The organism is Paenibacillus sp. NPDC057967, assembly GCF_042887015.1.
Taxonomy (GTDB): domain Bacteria; phylum Bacillota; class Bacilli; order Paenibacillales; family Paenibacillaceae; genus Pristimantibacillus.
Genome location: NZ_JBHVQB010000001.1, coordinates 1,002,840 through 1,019,842, shown reverse-complemented (window position 1 = coordinate 1,019,842; position 17,003 = coordinate 1,002,840). Strand labels below are relative to the sequence as shown.

The 17,003-nt window shown below is 55.2% G+C and carries 13 protein-coding genes; 10 read left to right on the top strand and 3 right to left on the bottom strand.

The features are described from left to right. The first annotated feature begins 38 nt into the window (after window positions 1–38). From ACFVSO_RS04425 to map, 9 genes are all read left to right on the top strand, one after another. A complete protein-coding gene (locus tag ACFVSO_RS04425; protein WP_387470472.1) occupies window positions 39–2,489 on the top strand; it encodes a 3-hydroxyacyl-CoA dehydrogenase/enoyl-CoA hydratase family protein in 2,451 nt (816 codons plus the stop codon). A 13-nt stretch (window positions 2,490–2,502) separates the two neighbouring features. Then, window positions 2,503–3,720 (top strand): acetyl-CoA C-acyltransferase, encoded by a 1,218-nt coding sequence (locus ACFVSO_RS04420; protein WP_387470470.1) that lies wholly within the window; start codon window positions 2,503–2,505, stop codon window positions 3,718–3,720. 55 nt (window positions 3,721–3,775) lie between these two features. Further along, window positions 3,776–5,584, top strand: a complete 1,809-nt coding sequence (locus tag ACFVSO_RS04415; RefSeq protein ID WP_387470468.1) for an acyl-CoA dehydrogenase family protein — start codon at window positions 3,776–3,778, stop codon at window positions 5,582–5,584. Window positions 5,585–6,109: 525 nt separating this feature from the next. After that, on the top strand, window positions 6,110–7,879 hold the full coding sequence (locus ACFVSO_RS04410; protein WP_387470561.1) for a long-chain-fatty-acid--CoA ligase: 1,770 nt from the start codon (window positions 6,110–6,112) through the stop codon (window positions 7,877–7,879). Next, on the top strand, window positions 7,876–8,313 hold the full coding sequence (locus ACFVSO_RS04405) for a PaaI family thioesterase (protein ID WP_387470466.1): 438 nt from the start codon (window positions 7,876–7,878) through the stop codon (window positions 8,311–8,313). The genes ACFVSO_RS04410 and ACFVSO_RS04405 overlap by 4 nt, the downstream gene beginning before the upstream one ends. Window positions 8,314–8,485: 172 nt before the next feature. Next, a complete protein-coding gene (locus ACFVSO_RS04400) occupies window positions 8,486–8,686 on the top strand; it encodes a hypothetical protein (RefSeq protein ID WP_387470464.1) in 201 nt (66 codons plus the stop codon). A gap of 178 nt (window positions 8,687–8,864) precedes the next feature. Next, complete coding sequence (locus tag ACFVSO_RS04395) at window positions 8,865–9,053, top strand: hypothetical protein (RefSeq protein WP_119597648.1); 189 nt, start codon at window positions 8,865–8,867, stop codon at window positions 9,051–9,053. A 170-nt stretch (window positions 9,054–9,223) separates the two neighbouring features. Then, complete coding sequence (locus tag ACFVSO_RS04390; RefSeq protein WP_387470461.1) at window positions 9,224–10,249, top strand: NAD(P)/FAD-dependent oxidoreductase; 1,026 nt, start codon at window positions 9,224–9,226, stop codon at window positions 10,247–10,249. Between the two features lie 135 nt (window positions 10,250–10,384). Then, complete coding sequence (gene map, locus ACFVSO_RS04385) at window positions 10,385–11,137, top strand: type I methionyl aminopeptidase (RefSeq protein WP_387470459.1); 753 nt, start codon at window positions 10,385–10,387, stop codon at window positions 11,135–11,137. Window positions 11,138–11,210: 73 nt separating this feature from the next. Here the strand turns inward: map and ACFVSO_RS04380 are convergent, their stop codons facing one another. Beyond that, window positions 11,211–12,083, bottom strand: a complete 873-nt coding sequence (locus ACFVSO_RS04380) for an arylamine N-acetyltransferase family protein (protein ID WP_387470457.1) — start codon at window positions 12,081–12,083, stop codon at window positions 11,211–11,213. Between the two features lie 145 nt (window positions 12,084–12,228). Here ACFVSO_RS04380 and pdxR point away from each other — a divergent pair, with 145 nt between their 5' ends. Continuing rightward, window positions 12,229–13,659, top strand: coding sequence for a MocR-like pyridoxine biosynthesis transcription factor PdxR (gene pdxR / locus ACFVSO_RS04375; RefSeq protein WP_387470455.1), 1,431 nt, complete (start codon window positions 12,229–12,231; stop codon window positions 13,657–13,659). A 97-nt stretch (window positions 13,660–13,756) separates the two neighbouring features. On the opposite strand, the gene ACFVSO_RS04370 is transcribed toward pdxR, so the two are convergent. Next, window positions 13,757–15,178: an alpha/beta hydrolase family protein gene (locus ACFVSO_RS04370; protein WP_387470453.1), complete on the bottom strand. Its 1,422-nt coding sequence runs from the start codon at window positions 15,176–15,178 to the stop codon at window positions 13,757–13,759. 210 nt (window positions 15,179–15,388) lie between these two features. Beyond that, entirely contained in the window at window positions 15,389–17,002 is a 1,614-nt protein-coding gene (locus tag ACFVSO_RS04365; protein WP_387470451.1) for a glycoside hydrolase family 13 protein, read from the bottom strand. Between the last annotated feature and the right edge of the window lies 1 nt (window position 17,003).

Here is a 17,003-nt window from a genome sequence, read left to right as displayed (position 1 = left end):
AGACGGCTTGATTCTATAAACGTGAGGTGAGGCGATAGATGACCAACCAACAGACCCGTACGAAAAACGCGGGTTCCATACGCAATGCGGCCGTCATCGGCTCCGGTGTGATGGGAGCGGGAATTGCCGCTCATTTGGCGAACGCGGGCATGAACGTCCTGCTGCTTGACGTCGCGCCGAAGAAGCTGACCGAAGAGGAGGAGAAGAAGGGACTTGCGCTATCTGACGCCGCTGTGCGCAATCGATTGTCTGCCGCGGCGGTAGCCCGAATGGCGAGGGCGCAGCCTGCCCAGCTCTACGACAGCGCATGGGTGAAGCGCGTGACGCCGGGCAACCTGATCGATCACCTGCCCAGTCTGGGCGATGTCGACTGGATCGTCGAGGCGGTCGTTGAGCGGCTGGACATTAAGCAGGAGGTGCTCGCAGCCATCGAGTCGGCGCGGCGTCCCGGCACGCTGGTCAGCACGAATACGTCAGGCTTGTCGGTCGCGGCGATGGCCGAGGGCAGGAGCCTGGAGTTCCGGCGGCATTTTGCGGCAACGCATTTCTTCAATCCGCCGCGTTATATGAAGCTGGTCGAAGTGGTGCCAACGGACGATACAGACCCCGAGACCGTCGCGCTGCTGACAGAGCTATGCGAGAAGCGGCTTGGCAAAGGCGTGGTGCTGGCAAAGGATACACCGAATTTCATTGCCAACCGGATCGGCTCCTACGGGATGATGGTGACGCTGGCCGATACAGAGACTTTCGGCCTTACGGTAGAAGAAGCCGATGCGCTGACGGGACCGGCGATCGGCAGACCTAAGACCGCGACCTTCCGCATGCTGGATCTGGTCGGACTCGATACGCTCCTGCATGTCGTGGACAACGTACGGGAGAGAAGCGCCGATGAAAGCGAACGGGCGACCTTCGAGAGGCCGGAGCTGCTGGCCAGGCTTGTATCGCTTGGCAGGCTTGGCGAGAAGTCCGGCGAGGGCTTCTACCGCAAGCTGAGAGGCGAGGACGGCCGCAGCCGGATTGAATCGCTGCGACTGGATACGCTGGAGTACGGCGAGCAGCGGCGCGTGACCTCTCCGGTCATCGACGCAGCCAAGGCGGCGAAGGGCTCAGCTGCGAAAGCTCGGGCGCTGCTTGCTGCTGATCCCGCCCATAAGCATGCCCAGTTCGCATGGTCGACGCTGAAGAAAACGCTGCTGTATACGGCTGCTCAAGTCGGCGTCATAGCGGATTCGATTACAGAGATTGATAGGGCGATGCGCTGGGGCTTCAATTGGGAGCTTGGTCCCTTCGAGCTCTGGGACGCGATTGGACTGGAAGAGTCGGTCGCGCGGATGAAGCAGGAAGGCGACACGATTCCGGTATGGGTTGAGGAATGGCTGACCGAGGGGCATACGAGCTTCTACCGCATATCCGGCCAGAAGCGGTTCCATGCGGCGAGGGGAGGCTTCACGGCGGAGAAGGAAGAAGAGGATGTGCTCTCGCTGGCGGCACTGAAGTCTGCGGGACGTACGGTATTCTCAACATCAGGAGCCAGCCTAATCGATCTGGGTGACGAGGTGGCCTGCCTGGAATTCCATTCGCAGAACAATGCGATAGGAGGCGAGGTGCTGACGGCGATCCGACAGTCGGTGCAGGAGGTGTCCCGCAACTGGCGAGGGCTGGTGCTGTCCAATGAAGGCCGGAACTTCTGCGTCGGAGCCAATCTTGTCCTGCTGCTGATGGAAGCTCAGAACGGCGAATGGGATGAAGTGGAGGAGATTATTCGCTTCTTCCAGGACAGTATGCTGCGGCTGAAGCGGCTGGATCGTCCAGTCGTAGCTGCGCCGCACCGGATGACACTGGGCGGCGGTGTAGAGGCATGCTTGCCGGCGGATCAGATCATCCTGTCGCCGGAGACTTACTTTGGGCTGGTGGAGACGGGCGTTGGCCTTATTCCTGCAGGCGGGGGCTGCAAGGAGGCGGCGGCGCTGGCGGCCCAGCGAGCGGTGGCGGCATCGGGAGGCCAGAGGGCAAGCGCCGATATCCAGCAGCCGCTTAACGCATTGTTCGAGACCATCGCCATGGCGAAGGCGTCGACAAGCGGCCATGACGCGAAGCGGCTTGGTCTGCTCCGTCCGCAGGATCGCGTCATCACCAGACAGGACGCGCGCATCTCGGAGGCGAAGCGGGCGGTGCTGGAGCTTGATCGGGCCGGCTATGCGCCTCCGCCGGAGGAACGAATTGCCGTTGCCGGCAAGGAAGGCAAAGCCGTGCTGAAGCTGGCGGTCCAAGCGATGCGCCTGTCCGGCATGATCAGCGAGCATGATGCAGTAATCGGGGGCAAGCTGGCGCATGTGCTTGCCGGCGGGGATGTGAAGCCGGGAACGGAAGTAAGCGAGCAATACTTGCTGGATTTGGAATGCGAGGCGTTCCTCAGCCTATGCGGCGAGCGCAAGACACAGGAACGTATGAGCCATATGCTTGCCACGGGCAAGCCGCTACGCAATTGAGAGGGGGAGTGCGATGAGCAGGCAGGAGAGATTTATGCCGCATGAGCGGGATGCCGTTATTGTATCGGCAGTCCGAACGGCGGTGGGAAAGGCATCAAAGGGAAGTCTCGCGGAAACCAGAGCGGAGGATCTGGGAAAGGCCGTCATTCAGGGTGCGCTGGAGCGGGTACCGAATCTGCCGAAGGAAGCCATTGAGGATGTCATCTTCGGCTGCGCGATGCCGGAGGGTGAGCAGGGGCTTAATGTAGCGCGCGTCATCTCGCTGTACGCAGGCTTGCCGGTAACGACTCCGGCAGTGACGGTGAACCGGTTCTGCGCATCGGGGCTGCAATCGATCGCTTATGCGGCGGAGCGGATCAGGCTTGGCGAAGCCGACGCCGTGATAGCGGGCGGTGTCGAGAGCATGAGCCATGTGCCTATGACTGGCTTCCGGCTATCGCCGCATCCCGGTATCGTAGATGCGATGCCGGAGGTGTATATGGGCATGGGGCATACGGCAGAGGAGGTTGCCCGCAGGTACGGCGTATCCAGAGAGCTGCAGGACGCCTTCGCTGCATCCAGCCACCAGAAGGCGGCTACAGCGATTGCTGCCGGGCTGTTTCAAGCGGAGATTGTACCGATTACGGCCAGCCGTTCCGGCACGGATGACAGCGGACGCCCTTGGCAGAAGATGTTCAACTTCGCGATTGACGAGGGGGTAAGGCCGGAGACGACGGTACAGACGTTGTCGTCACTAAAGCCTTCTTTTGCAAGAGAGGGGACGGTTACGGCAGGCAACGCATCGCAGATGAGCGATGGGGCGGCAGCTGTTATCGTCATGAGCCGCAGCCGCGCAGAGGAGCTTGGGCTGAAGCCGCTCGCCGTATTCCGCAGCTTCAGCGTAGCGGGGGTAGCGCCGGAGATTATGGGCATCGGTCCGATCGAGGCGGTCCCGAAGGCGCTTCGGAAAGCGGGCATTACGAAAGAAGACGTTGATCTGTTCGAGCTAAACGAGGCATTCGCCGCCCAATGCGTGCCTATCATTCGCGAGCTGGGACTTGATCCGGAGCGGGTCAATGTGAACGGAGGCGCCATTGCACTCGGCCATCCGCTCGGCTGCACGGGCGCCAAGCTGTCTGTATCACTGATCCATGAATTGGGGAGACGCGGAGGAGGCATTGGCGTCGTGACGATGTGCATCGGCGGCGGCATGGGAGCGGCCGGGGTGCTGGAAGTGTACGCAGGGCAGTAGGAATTAGGACGAAGAGCGCGTCCTTTACATTGCTAGCTATAGGGAGGGCATTGGCATGACGGATACGAGACGATTCGGCGGACGGTTCATAATCGAGGACAGCAAGCCGGAAGCGGTCGTGACGCCCGAGGATTTCACGGAAGAACAACGATTAATGCATGATGCCGCCATGCAGTTCCTGGAGACAGAGCTCGTGCCGAAGGATGCGGAGATTGAGGCGCTGAATTATGAGCTGACGGTGGAGCTGATGCGGAAGGCAGGAGAGCTGGGGCTGCTCGGCGCCGATATCCCGGAGGCGTACGGCGGCATCGGACTGGATAAGGTCAGCACGACTTTGCTGGCGGAGACGCTGGCGCGTTCCTCTTCCTTCGCGCTGTCGGTAGGCGCGCATACCGGTATCGGGACGCTGCCGATCGTATTTTTCGGAACGCCTGAACAGAAGAGCAAGTATTTGCCGGACCTCGCTACGGGAGCGAAGATTGCGGCCTACTGCCTGACAGAACCTGCATCGGGCTCCGATGCGCTTGGCGCCCGGACAACAGCGAAGCTGTCAGGTGACGGGAACCATTATATTCTGAATGGCTCCAAGCTGTATATTACGAACGCGGGATTCGCTGACCTCTTTATCGTCTATGCAAAGGTGGATGGCGAGAAGTTCACTGCTTTTATTGTTGAACGGGAGACACCGGGGTTCAGTGTCGGTCCCGAGGAGCATAAGATGGGCATTAAGGGATCGTCAACCTGCCCGCTCTTCTTCGAGGATGTTGCCGTTCCAGTCTCCCATGTGCTGGGAGAGGTAGGGAAGGGACATCATATTGCCTTCAATATCTTGAACATCGGACGCTTCAAGCTGGGTGCCGCATGTCTCGGTTCTTCCAAGGAGACGATCGAGCTCGCTTCCAGCTATGCCAACACGCGCAAGCAATTCGGGCAGGCGATATCGAGCTTTCCCCTGATCGCCGCGAAGCTCGCGGATATGAATATTCGCACGTTCGCGCTGGAGAGCCTGCTCTACCGCACAGCGGGATTTATCGATGATACGCTCAGGCTCTCCGATGAGGAAGCGGGAGAGGAGAGAGAGTCGTCAGCCGCCGACGCAGGCAGAAGAGCCGCCAAAGCGATCAGCGAATATGCGATTGAATGCTCGATGGTGAAAGTATTTGCTTCGGAGACGCTGGATGCCGTCGTTGATGAGGGGGTGCAAATTCACGGAGGGTACGGGTATATCCGGGAATACAAGGTAGAGCGAATCTATCGGGACTCCCGTATTAACCGCATATTCGAAGGCACGAATGAAATCAATCGCATGCTTATTCCCGGCACGCTGCTGAAGAAGGCAATGAAGGGCGAGCTTCCGTTGCTTCAAAGCGCCCAGGCGCTGCAGGGCCAGCTATTGCAGCCGATGCCGCTGCCGGCATTCGGCGGGCCGCTGGAGAAGGAAGCCTACCGGGTGGACCAAGCGAAAAAAACATTCCTCGCTATCGGCGGGCTGGCTGTTCAGAAGCTTGGGCTTCGGCTGGAAGAAGAGCAGGAGGTGCTATGCGTATTAGCCGACCTGATGATACAGACATTCGCAATGGAGAGCGTCTTGCTGCGGGCGCAGAAGATGCTGGGCAGGAACGAAAGCAAGGACGCGGAGCAAGCGGGGCTTGCGCAGGCGATGACCGAGGTATTCATTCAGGAGGCGATGGAGAAGGTAGAAGGTCTTGCCAAAACTGCGCTAGCTGCACTAGAGAGCGGGGATGGCTTGCAGATGCAGCTGTCCGTCTTGAAGAAGCTGATGCGGGCGCCGCTCGTCAATACGATCGCACTGAAAAGGGAGATCGCGGCCCGAGTGATTCGAAGTGAGCAATATGTCGTGTAGAGGGGGAGAGCCAGCATGGAATCGCATAGACCTGAAGACCCGCTTGTACCCGCACAATCGCCAGCTGAGGAGGAGGAGGCCGGAGCCGAGGAGGAAGCACGCTCCGAAGGGATTCCGAAGACCGCCTCCGCTATCGAATCAGAGCCTGAACAGCCAGCGGAAGATCATGTGACGGATTCTGGACATTTTGCGCAGGATGTTAAAGCTCATTCGCCACGGGAAGAGGAGCCATCCGGTCTGAGTGAGGAAGAGCCGGTCAGTGATTATGAAGAAGCGCCGCAAGAGCCGGCGGCAGCATCAGACGAGGAGCCGGAAGTGACTGGTGACCTGAGAAGCGATCAGCCGCCGCTGGAATTGGAACGGAACGAGGTTCCTCCTCAGGAGCCTGAGCAGGAAGCGGTTCAAAGGGATGTTCATCAACAAGAGCCAGAACCGGATGTGATTCCGAGTGAGGCATCCCATGCAGAGCCATACCATGATCCAGGAAGTGAAGCGCAGACGGAGGTTGCGGAAGGTTTGGAGGAAGTGACGGAACCAAAGACTGGCGATGGGGAAAGGCAAGAAGAAGCAGAGCAGCCCTTTGTACGCCCGTGGCTGAATCATTATCCGGAGGAGGTTCCCTCAACGCTTGCATATCCAGACTGCAGTATAGGGCAGTTTCTGACGGATTCGGCGAAGCGGTTCCCGGAGCATGATGCCGTGTACTTCATGGGCAAGACGGTGACCTACCGCGAGCTTCACACATCGGCCACCCGAATAGCTAAGGAGCTGGCGGTAAGAGGAATAGGCAAGGGAGATCGTGTTGCGATAATGCTTCCCAACTGTCCGCAGGCAGTGATCGCCTATTATGCGGTTTTGTTCGCGGGAGCAGTAGTCGTCCAGACGAATCCGCTTTATGTAGAGCGGGAGCTGGAGCATCAGCTAAAGGATAGCGGCGCTTCCGCGATTATTACGCTTGATCTCTTCTATGACCGATTGTCTCGCGTACGGGGCGAGAATCCAGAGGAAGGGCCTATTCCTGAGCTGAGACATATTATTGTGACTTCACTTAAGGACGGCCTGCCGTTTCCGAAAAACATGCTCTATCCCATCAAGCAGCGGAAAGAGGGCTTTCGCTCCATTATCCCATATGGGAAGCAAGGGGTTATCGCATACCGCAGCTTGCTTAAGGGAACGGGGCCCAATGTGAGCTTGCCGGAGCAGGGGAAAGGCGATGAGCTGGCTGCTCTGCAATATACGGGAGGCACGACCGGGACGCCCAAAGGCGTCATGCTGACGCATGCCAACTTCGTTGCCAATACATTGCAGACCTCCGCATGGTGCTATAAGGCTGGGGACGGCAAGGAGAGATTTCTTGCCGCGCTGCCGCTATTCCACGTATTTGGCTTAACGGTTGTGATGAACATGTCTGTGCTGAAGGCTGGAACGCTGATTCTGCTGCCGAGGTTCGAGACAGAGACGGTTCTGAAGACGATAGCCGAACGGAAGCCTACTATTTTCCCGGGAGCTCCTACGATGTATGTTGCCCTAATAAATCATCCCAATGCTTCAAAATTCGATCTGTCTTCCGTTAACGTCTGCATTAGCGGCTCCGCTGCATTGCCGCTTGAGGTGCAGGAGCAATTCGAGGCGCTAAGCGACGGGCGGCTGATTGAAGGCTACGGCCTGACAGAGGCAACGCCGGTGACGCATGCCAATCCGATATGGGGGAATCGGAAGATCGGAACGATTGGCATCCCGTTCCCGGATACAGATGCCGCTGTCATGGACCCGGTATCCGGCAAGTTGCTCCCTTCGGGACAGCTCGGCGAGCTGATGATACGGGGACCGCAGGTGATGAAGGGCTACTGGAACCGTCCCAAGGATACAGAGGACGCGCTTCGCAATGGCTGGCTTCGGACGGGAGATCTTGCGACGATGGATGAAGACGGCTATTTTACAATCATGGATCGGATTAAGGATGTCATTATAGCGAGCGGATTCAACGTCTATCCGAGAGAGGTGGAGGAGGTTCTGTTTGAGCATCCTGCCGTTCGGGAAGCTGCGGTGCTTGGTGTCAAGGATGGCTATAGAGGGGAAACGGTAAAGGCTTATATCGTCCTGAAGGAAGGCTGGCAGGTGTCGCGCAGCCAGCTTGACCGCTGGTGCCGGGAGCGGCTGGCGGCCTTTAAGGTGCCGCAGTACTATTCGTTTAGGGAAACGCTTCCAAAGACGATGGTCGGCAAGGTGCTCAGGCGCAAGCTAGCTGAGGAAGAGTTGGAATCGGACGACGCTTTGGGGGACGATAAGGAATGAAGGAGATGGATGAGAAATGGTTTCGGCAGCAGGCGGATGATGCGGGGCAGCTAACGCGTCTCGCCGAACGCGCTCAGGAGACGTTCTGGGGACTGCTTGGCTGCGAAGTCGTAAAGGCGGATGGGAATAAAGCGACGATTTGTCTGGATCTGATTCCATCCCATCTGAATTTGCTTGGCATTGTCCATGGCGGCGTGCTCATGTCGCTGATGGATAATGCGATGGGGCTGGTAGTGATGCTGGCGGAGACGACGGGGCGGACAGTAACGGCTAATATGAATACACATTTCCTCGCCAGTACATCAAGCGGATTGCTGCTGTGCGAAGCGGAGCTATTGCATCGAAGCGGCAGAACGCTTACGCTGCAGGCAGAAGTGAAGGATGAGGATGGAAAGCTGCTCGCCTGGGGGAGCGGATCGTACCGGCTCATTTAAAGGGTGTTACGATGGAAATGGAAGTAACCAAAGGAAAGTGGCATTGGTTGCCAGTTATTTTCAGATTAGATATAATTGTAGCAAATATATGGAAACAAAATTGTGCAGTTTGTATATCAAGCCAGTTGAAAATGTAACCGATAATAAGGTTAAAGGAATGGAGGGCGGGGAAATGGAGCCGAGTTGGATTACAACGCTGTTATTAGTATTCGGCATTGCGGTAGGCGTCGTTGGCGTTATCGCGTATTTGCGAATGCTGCGTAAGGAAAAATTGGCAGCGATAGTCCAATCCAGCGCCGATTCCCCGCCTTCTGACGGCCTTTCCGGCGATCAACAAGCCAAATCCGAAGACGAATCTACAAAGGGAACATAATTGTTCACTTTCTTATTCGGAGTCAAAATGATATAATAGTAAGAAAAATGAAAACATTGTGACTCATTGGCCATGGAGTTGCCTGCACCGAAGGGGGTTCTTTGCGGTGTAAGAGCCGCATACGTTCTCGGATACTGCTGTTTAGGACGACCATCCATCGTATAAGGGAGGAGATTTCATGGCGAAACATAGCCAGAATGAAGTCAAGGAAAGCCTGAAAGAACTTACGAGAATTTTCCAGCCTAAGGACCCGCGGAAATTTGTGAAGGATTATATTCGCAAATACCGCATCACAGGCGGGTATGAGGATGAGCTAACGTCTTTGGTGGAGGATGAGCTAGGCAGAATGAACTCCTCGGTCGGATGAGATTAACATTTCGAGGCTTTGTTTCCCAGGTTGGGAAGCAAGGCCTTTTTGTTGTTCAAAAAAATTTTCTGGTTAAATTGAGAATTGCTATCAACTCAGGTATAGTATAGATAATGATTATCATTACCGTACAGAGAAGCGCAGGTGGATATGCGCCATGGGAGGAAGACATGAGAGAGCTTTACGATGTGACGATTATCGGCGGCGGACCCGCCGGCTTATATACGGCATTTTACAGCGGCATGAGGGAGTTGAAGACAAAGATTATCGAGGCCCAGGATCAGTTGGGCGGCCGGATGCTGCTGTATCCGGAGAAGATTGTGTGGGATGTAGGCGGCGTGCCGCCGATTCGTGCTGAGAAGCTGCTGGAGCAGATTATCCAGCAAGGCATGACCTTTGATCCGACGCTTGTGATGAGCGAGCAGATCGTCGGCCTGGACCGGCAGGAAGACGGGACGTTCATTCTGACGGCGGCGAGCGGTCAGCTTCACTATACGCGTGCCGTTATTATGGCCTGCGGCTATGGTATTCGCAAGCTGGCGAAGCTTGAGATTGAAGGGGCCGATCGATACGAGGTGACGAATCTCTACTACACGGTGCAAAATCTGGAGACATTTCGCGGCAAGCGCGTCCTCATCTCCGGCGGCGGAGATTCGGCAGTCGATTGGGCGAATGAACTGGAGAAGGTGGCAGCCAGCGTCACGGTTGTTCATCGCCGGGACAGCTTCGGAGGATTGGAGCGCAACGTTACGATGATGAAGGAGTCTTCGGTTGATGTCCGGACGCCTTACGCGCTCCATGCTTTGTATAGTACAGATGGGCAGTCGATCGGCCAGGTGTTAATCAAGCATATCGAGACAGAGGAAGAGATCCGGCTTGATGTCGATGCTGTCATCGTCAATCATGGAATGAGGTCGGACTTCGGGCCGATTCGCAACTGGGGCTTTGATATGGGGGAATGGAAGGCGAATGTCACTTCGAAGATGGAGACGAATATTGCCGGGGTGTTCGGAGCGGGTGATTTTGTCGGCCATGACAGTAAAGTTGGATTGATCGCGGGTACGTTCACAGATGCCATTGTTGCTCTGAACAGCGCAAAGGTATATCTGGAGCCGGAAGCGAATCCATACGCCTATGTATCTTCCCATAATGACCGGTTCAAGGAGAAGAACAAGCTGCTTGAGGTGCATGGTTAGGTTTGTTATGATCCAAGTTCAAGAAACTTTCGCGTAAATCGCCGCCAATGCCTTGCATGAGTTCTCCGTTCGTGGAATAGGGTATAGCATATACTCCCAATTTCTGTTATCCACGACTAAGAAGGAGGTACGCACATGGCGGTGGAATTAAAGACCCGCGAACATATCAGGGGGATTCGCAGGGCAGGAAGGATCGTTGCGGCATGCCATAAGGCATTGTCACAGCGACTTGCTCCAGGGGTGACGACAAGGGAGATTGACCGGTTCGTTGAACGGTTCATGCTGGACCGCGGCGCCACACCTGCGCAGAAGGGGTACAAAGGCTACCCGTATGCGACTTGCGCGTCAGTCAATGATGTGGTCTGCCACGGGTTCCCCGATACGGAGCCGCTGGAATCCGGGGATATTGTGACAATTGATATGGTGGCGGACGTGAACGGATGGAAGGCGGATTCCGCCTGGACGTATATTATCGGAAGGTCGACCGCTGCGACGGAGAAGCTGCTGCGCGTGGCAAAGCAAGCGATGCAGGAAGGCATCAAGCTGGCTCAGCCGGGCAATTATATCGGAGACATCGGGCATGCGGTGCAGGTGCGTGCGGAACGGGAAGGCTACAATGTCGTTCGCATGTTCGTCGGCCATGGCATCGGACGCCAGATGCATGAATATCCCAATGTAGAGCATTACGGACCGCCGGGACAGGGTGTCAGGCTGGAGGAAGGCATGGTGCTTACAATAGAGCCGATCATTACATCCGGCAAGGCTGATGTCTATATTGCCCGCGACGGCTGGACGGCCCGTACGATGGACGGCTCATGGTCGGCCCAATTCGAGCATACGATTGCAGTTATGAAGGATGGGCCGATTGTGCTCACTCGCTGGGATTAAGGATGAATTGACAGCTTTATCTATACATGAATATAACCCGCTATTGGCGAAGAAGCCGACAGCGGGTTTATTATTATGACTTCGCAGCTTCTCTCTGACGCTTCCACTCTTCATGCAACGTAACGTTCTTCTTCCACAGCGCATCACGGGCTGTCTGATCGTAGGCGACCAGCTTCTCGCCGAAGACATCGCCGAGTACGTCAAGCCATTGCGATTGTGTCTGAAGCTCGGTCTTCTTGATCCCGTGCTCGTCCCGCTGTGCCCACACACAGCCCCGAAGCTCGTTGCTGCCGCCCGCATGCCGATGGCGAAGAAGGAAGGTATTGACCCAAGGCGATTCCGGGGAGGTGCTGTAGTGGTTGTGCTGCGGGAGGAAAGCAGAGATATCGTCTATGACTTCTGGAGCGACGTCCACGCCTGAGAAGGTGGCATTCGGGTCATGCTCCAGCCGCCAGCCTCCCGCAGCTACTTCCGATTGGAGAAGCTTGTACGTGTATGGTCCTTGATCATAAACACCATGTACGAGCGGCAAGGGCTCATAAGGCATATCGCCCAGTCCGGCATCGATAATCCAGCGTGTTTCCTGTGCCTGATCATCTGGCAACGATACGGTAAGCGCAAGATGAAAGCCGTTCACGCGAGGCGCTTCGCCTATGGGCTGAACGCCTGCTCTATGCCAGGCGACGTCATAGCCGAGCGTGCGAAGCAGCAAACTGAAGGCTCCGTTCAGATGAAAGCAATAGCCGCTGCGTCCGATCAATATCAGCTCAAGCGATTGTTTCGGATCGATGGATACAGCCCGTCCGGCGAAGATGTCGATGGACTGCCAGGATAGCTGCTCCACATGGGCGCGATGCAGCTGGAACAGGTAGGGGAGCGTAGGTTTTTCTATATCGGATAGGCCAAGGCGATTCAGATAGCCCCGCACTTCAGATGAAGTCAGCATATTAATTCCTCCTTAAAGACGTTAATGGTTAACGGTGTATAGAATCATTGTTGCGCTGCTAATCCTATTTTATAATGAATCTGACTCCTATAGAATGGTCAGAATTATAGTAATTAAAGAGACAGAATGAAGAGGGGGACCTCATATGATTGAAGTGGTCATATCTGATCAGTCCGATCAGCCTCAATATATGCAGCTGTACAGCCAGCTCCGCAATCACATACGAAGCGGCATTATTCCAAACGGCACGAAGCTGCCGTCCGTCCGCTCCCTGCAAGCACAGCTGAATTGCAGCAAGACGCCGATCGAGACGGCGTACCAAATGCTCGCGATGGAAGGATACGTCATGAGCAAGCCCAGATCGGGATTGTACGCCGTGTCGCCGAATGATACAGCCAAGGTGAATAGTACGCACAAGCAAGGAAGTCTAATGCAGCCGGTATCGAGCTCGCCGCTTAGAGACACGCCTGCGCCTCTGCACCCGATTGATATCGACTTCGATCCGGCGGCTGTAGATCGTGACGTCTTCCCCGTGCGCGTATGGAAGAAGGTGCTTCACGAGACGCTGGAGGGCAGCCCCGATAGCTATTGCGGCTATGGCGATCTGCAAGGGGAGTACGGCCTGCGCGTCGTGCTGGCTGAATATGTAGGGCAGGCGAGAGGTGTGGAATGTACGCCCGATCAAATCGTGGTCAGCGTCGGCATCGCCAGCAGTATTCGAATGATAACCGCACTGCTGGACGGCATCCGCAGCGTGGCGATGGAGGAGCCTGGATTCCGCCGTGTACGTGAGCAGTTCCTGCATGAAGGGCTTCAAGTGGTTCCTGTGTCTGTTGGAGAAAAGGGCATTATGGTTGATGAAGTGAGACGCAGCGGAGCCGAGGCCGTGTATGTGACGCCTTCCCATCAGTTCCCCACCGGATGCGTAATGCCTTATGCGGAGCGGGAGAGACTGTTAGATTGGGCGAATGCGACAGGCTCCTATATAATCGAGGATGATTATGACGGAGAGTTCCGTTATCAAGGCAAGCCAATCCCTTCGCTTCAAAGCCTGGATCGCCATGGACGGGTAATCTATATTGGCACGTTCTCCAAAGCATTCACCCCGGCGCTGCGCATGAACTATATGGTGCTGCCCAGGTCATTGTTATCCCGGTTAACATCCATCAGCCATCTGCTGATGATCCCGTCGACGATCGACCAGCTTGCGATGAAGGCTTTCATCGAGCAAGGGCATTGGTATCGCCATATTCGCCGAATGCGCAATGTGTACCGCAGAAAGCATCATCGGTTGATCGAGCTGCTAGAGGACGCCTTCGGCGACCGGATTCGGATTACCGGGCATAGCGCGGGACTGCATCTGCAGGTGGAGATGCGGACGGTTTGCAGCGCATCCGAACTGATGGAGCTGGCGGCGCAAGCTGGTGTGCGCGTCTATGATTTCCAGCAGCTGTGGATGACAGAAGGGGGACGCGAAGGGAAACATCCGAATGTGTATTTCGGATTTGCGGGGATCAGCGAGGCGGATATGGAAGAGGGAATGAAGCGGCTTCAAGAAGCGTGGAGGAGAATATAAAGGCCGGGCCCCCGGCCCGGCCTTCTGCAATTGCAGGAAGCTGTGGAAGAAAGCTATGCGCTATGGTTCATGGGATTACGCAGCTTCAAGCCATCTACTAGTGCTGCTTGAAGTTAATGGTCGGATATTTGGTTACAATGCGGTTCATCGAAGCCTTTTTATCTTCTTTGATGTACTGGTCGAAAAAGAGAAGGCAGATTTCGTTCGTGAGACTATGGTAATTTAATGAATCATGAGTCTTGGACGGCAGCAGCGAGGAAAAGAAATTGAAATCAGTAAAACTCATATGATTCGTCCCAGGAATTGTAACCGAATAACCTCCGCCAGTGAGTGCCGATTCTCTGCGCTTGCTGATTTCGATTAAGATTTCTTTCGTGTCTTCAGGGAAATCAGATTCATTTATATGGGCATCATTGAAGTATTTTTCGGTTTCATCCGCATTAAAAAGCATAAACGGCTTGCCTACTCCGGTATCCGGAGCGAGGTCTCCATATAGTCCGCCGTCCAGATTGATCGCGGCTTTGATGCGGTCATCCTTCATCAGGATCTGCATGGCGGTTGCGCCGCCGTAGGAATGGCCGAACATGCCGACTTGGCTCATGTTCATCTGGTTATAGAATGGACTGTCATGGTCCCCATTCAACTCTTCAAGCTGATCCATTACAAACTGGACATCTTCAACCCATAAGGAAATATGGGAATCGAGCAGGGACAGTCCTGCATCGATCTGGGTGAGGGAGGGTGCGACCCGGCCATTGGATAATACCGTCGCCGCAGCATCGTAAGTATGATCGATAGAGGCAATCATATAGCCATTGCTGGCGAGCTCTTCAAACTGGAATGTACTTGAATTGCGGTACGAGCCCATGCCATGCGAGAAGATGAGCAACGGCCAAGCATCCTGCTGCTCCGATACGGCCGCCTCTACTCTGGCGTTGGTTGTGACTAGACCTAAATGCCCGAACAGGAAAGAGGGGAAGCCTTGAGTCTGGCTTAATCCGGCTGCAAGCTCCGCGGGATGCGCGACATAGGGCGCTTTGGACTCTGTGCTCCCAGTGCGGCTCGGATACCAGAGCTGTACGACCAGCTCTCTTTTGTCATCGGGATCATCGGTATAAAGCTCTTCTCGATCGTCATCTCTAACGTAATAGGTAGCTGTCCCAATCTCATAGGGGCCGGTAGGCTTGCCGAAGGAGAAGACGGGAACGAGAATGGGCGGCAGGACCGCGGCTGCCGTATAGAGAAGGAGCAGGATGCCCTTGACTGATCGCATCTTCCACGATGAAGATACACTCACACGGTGAGGACGAATCAAGATGAGCAGCGCAATGATGGGGAGTGCTAAGTAAGCGGGAACCATCTGCCACCTGAAGCCTTCTGTAAAAAGCTGCAACGCCGTCAGCAAGCCTGCCGCCCCTGCTAATCCCGCATTCCACTTTGTGAGCCCTCTGCTCATCCACATCAGACGAGCCAGTACAACAACATTTGCGATGATAACAATAGCTTCCAATGTTCTCATGATTGGTTCTCTCCATTATTTGTGTCGTATTCCAAGTCTTGTTGCCAGCATAGCGCATGGTTTTAAAAAGGGGATTACGAATAACTTAACATTGGCTAAACTTCAACTATGCCATTAAGCAGGAATTAAGGTGGACAGACGGTGACACAGCAAAAAAAGCCCGCAAGAGGAACACAATGATGTGTCCGCCTTGCGGGCTTTAGGGTATTGTTATACGCGGTAAACGACAGCCTCGTAAGGCTGCAGTTCGATCACGATGTCTTGATTGGTTCTTGCGGAATGGTTGCTGATGACGATATCGCCCAGCTTCTCTGCGCCGCAATCAGCCGTATTGACGGTTGCGTTCTGCTCCGAGATGTTCAGCAGCACGAGCCAAGATTCGTCGCCGAGCGTACGGGTATAAGCATAAATTTGCTCATGGTCATTCAAGTGAGTCGTGAAGCTGCCGTATATCATCACTTCATTGCGCTTGCGCAGCTCGATGAGCTTCTTGTAGTAATAGAATACGGATTGGGGGTCCGCCAAAGCTTGCTCGACGTTGATTTCCTTATGATTCGGATTGACGCCGATCCATGGCTGCCCATTCGTGAAGCCGCCTTGCGCTGAGCTGTCCCACTGCATCGGCGTACGCGAGTTGTCGCGCGACAGATGCTGAAGCTCCTTCAGCACTTCCTGCGGGTCACGGCCCTTGCCGACTTCTTCCTTATACTTGTTCCTCATCGAGATATCGTTATATTCGTCGATGGAGGAGAAGCGGATGCCCGTCATGCCGATCTCTTCACCTTGGTACACATAAGGCATGCCAGGCAAAGTATGAATGAGCGTGGCGAAGCAGGTTGCTGTTTGCTCCCGGTATTCGGCATCGTTGCCGAAGCGCGTCACGACGCGCGTATGGTCATGGTTGTTCAGGAACTGAGAGTTCCAGCCTTTGCCCCACAAGCCGTCATACCAGCGAGCCTGAATCTGCTTGAAGCGCTGCATGTCCCAATGGGCCATATAGTCGCATACTTCAAAGTGGAACATCGTATTCAATTCGCCGCGGTCCTCGCCAACGTACAGCAGGCCGTCCTCCGGATTAACGAACGGGATCTCGCCGACGGTAAATGCATCATAGTGCTTAAGCACTTTCTCATGCATTTCCTGTAAATATTCGTGTATCCCCGGGTTGTTGCCCAGATAGGAAATATCGGCAGGGTTGTCCGCGTCCGGGAAGCCCGGAATCTTGGCCAGCAGATTGATGACGTCCATACGGAAGCCGTCAATGCCTTTGTCCAGCCAGAACCGCATCAAGCTATATACTTCCTCGCGAACCTTCTCGTTCTCCCAGTTCAGATCCGGCTGCTCAGAGGAGAAGGAGTGGAAGTAGTATTCGCCCGTGGCTTCGTCATGCGTCCAAGCGGACGGAGCGAAGTAGGAGCGCCAGTTGTTCGCTTCCTTACGCCAGATGTAATAGTCGCGCTTCGGATTGTCGATTGAAGAACGGGACTCCTTGAACCAGGCATGCTGATCCGACGTGTGGTTCACGACCAGGTCCATAATGAGCTTCATACCGCGATCATGCACGGCTGACAGCAGCTTGTCGAAGGAAGCCATCGTTCCCGCCTTTGCCATAATGGAGCGATAATCCGCAATGTCGTAGCCATTGTCCACGTCAGGCGATTCGTAGCACGGATTGAGCCAAATCACGTCTGCACCCAAGCTTTGGATATAATCGAGCTTCTGATAGACGCCTTCCAGATCTCCGTATCCATCGCCATTGCTGTCATAAAAGCTGCGCCAATACACTTGATAGACGACCGCTTCTTTCCACCATGTTTTGTTCATG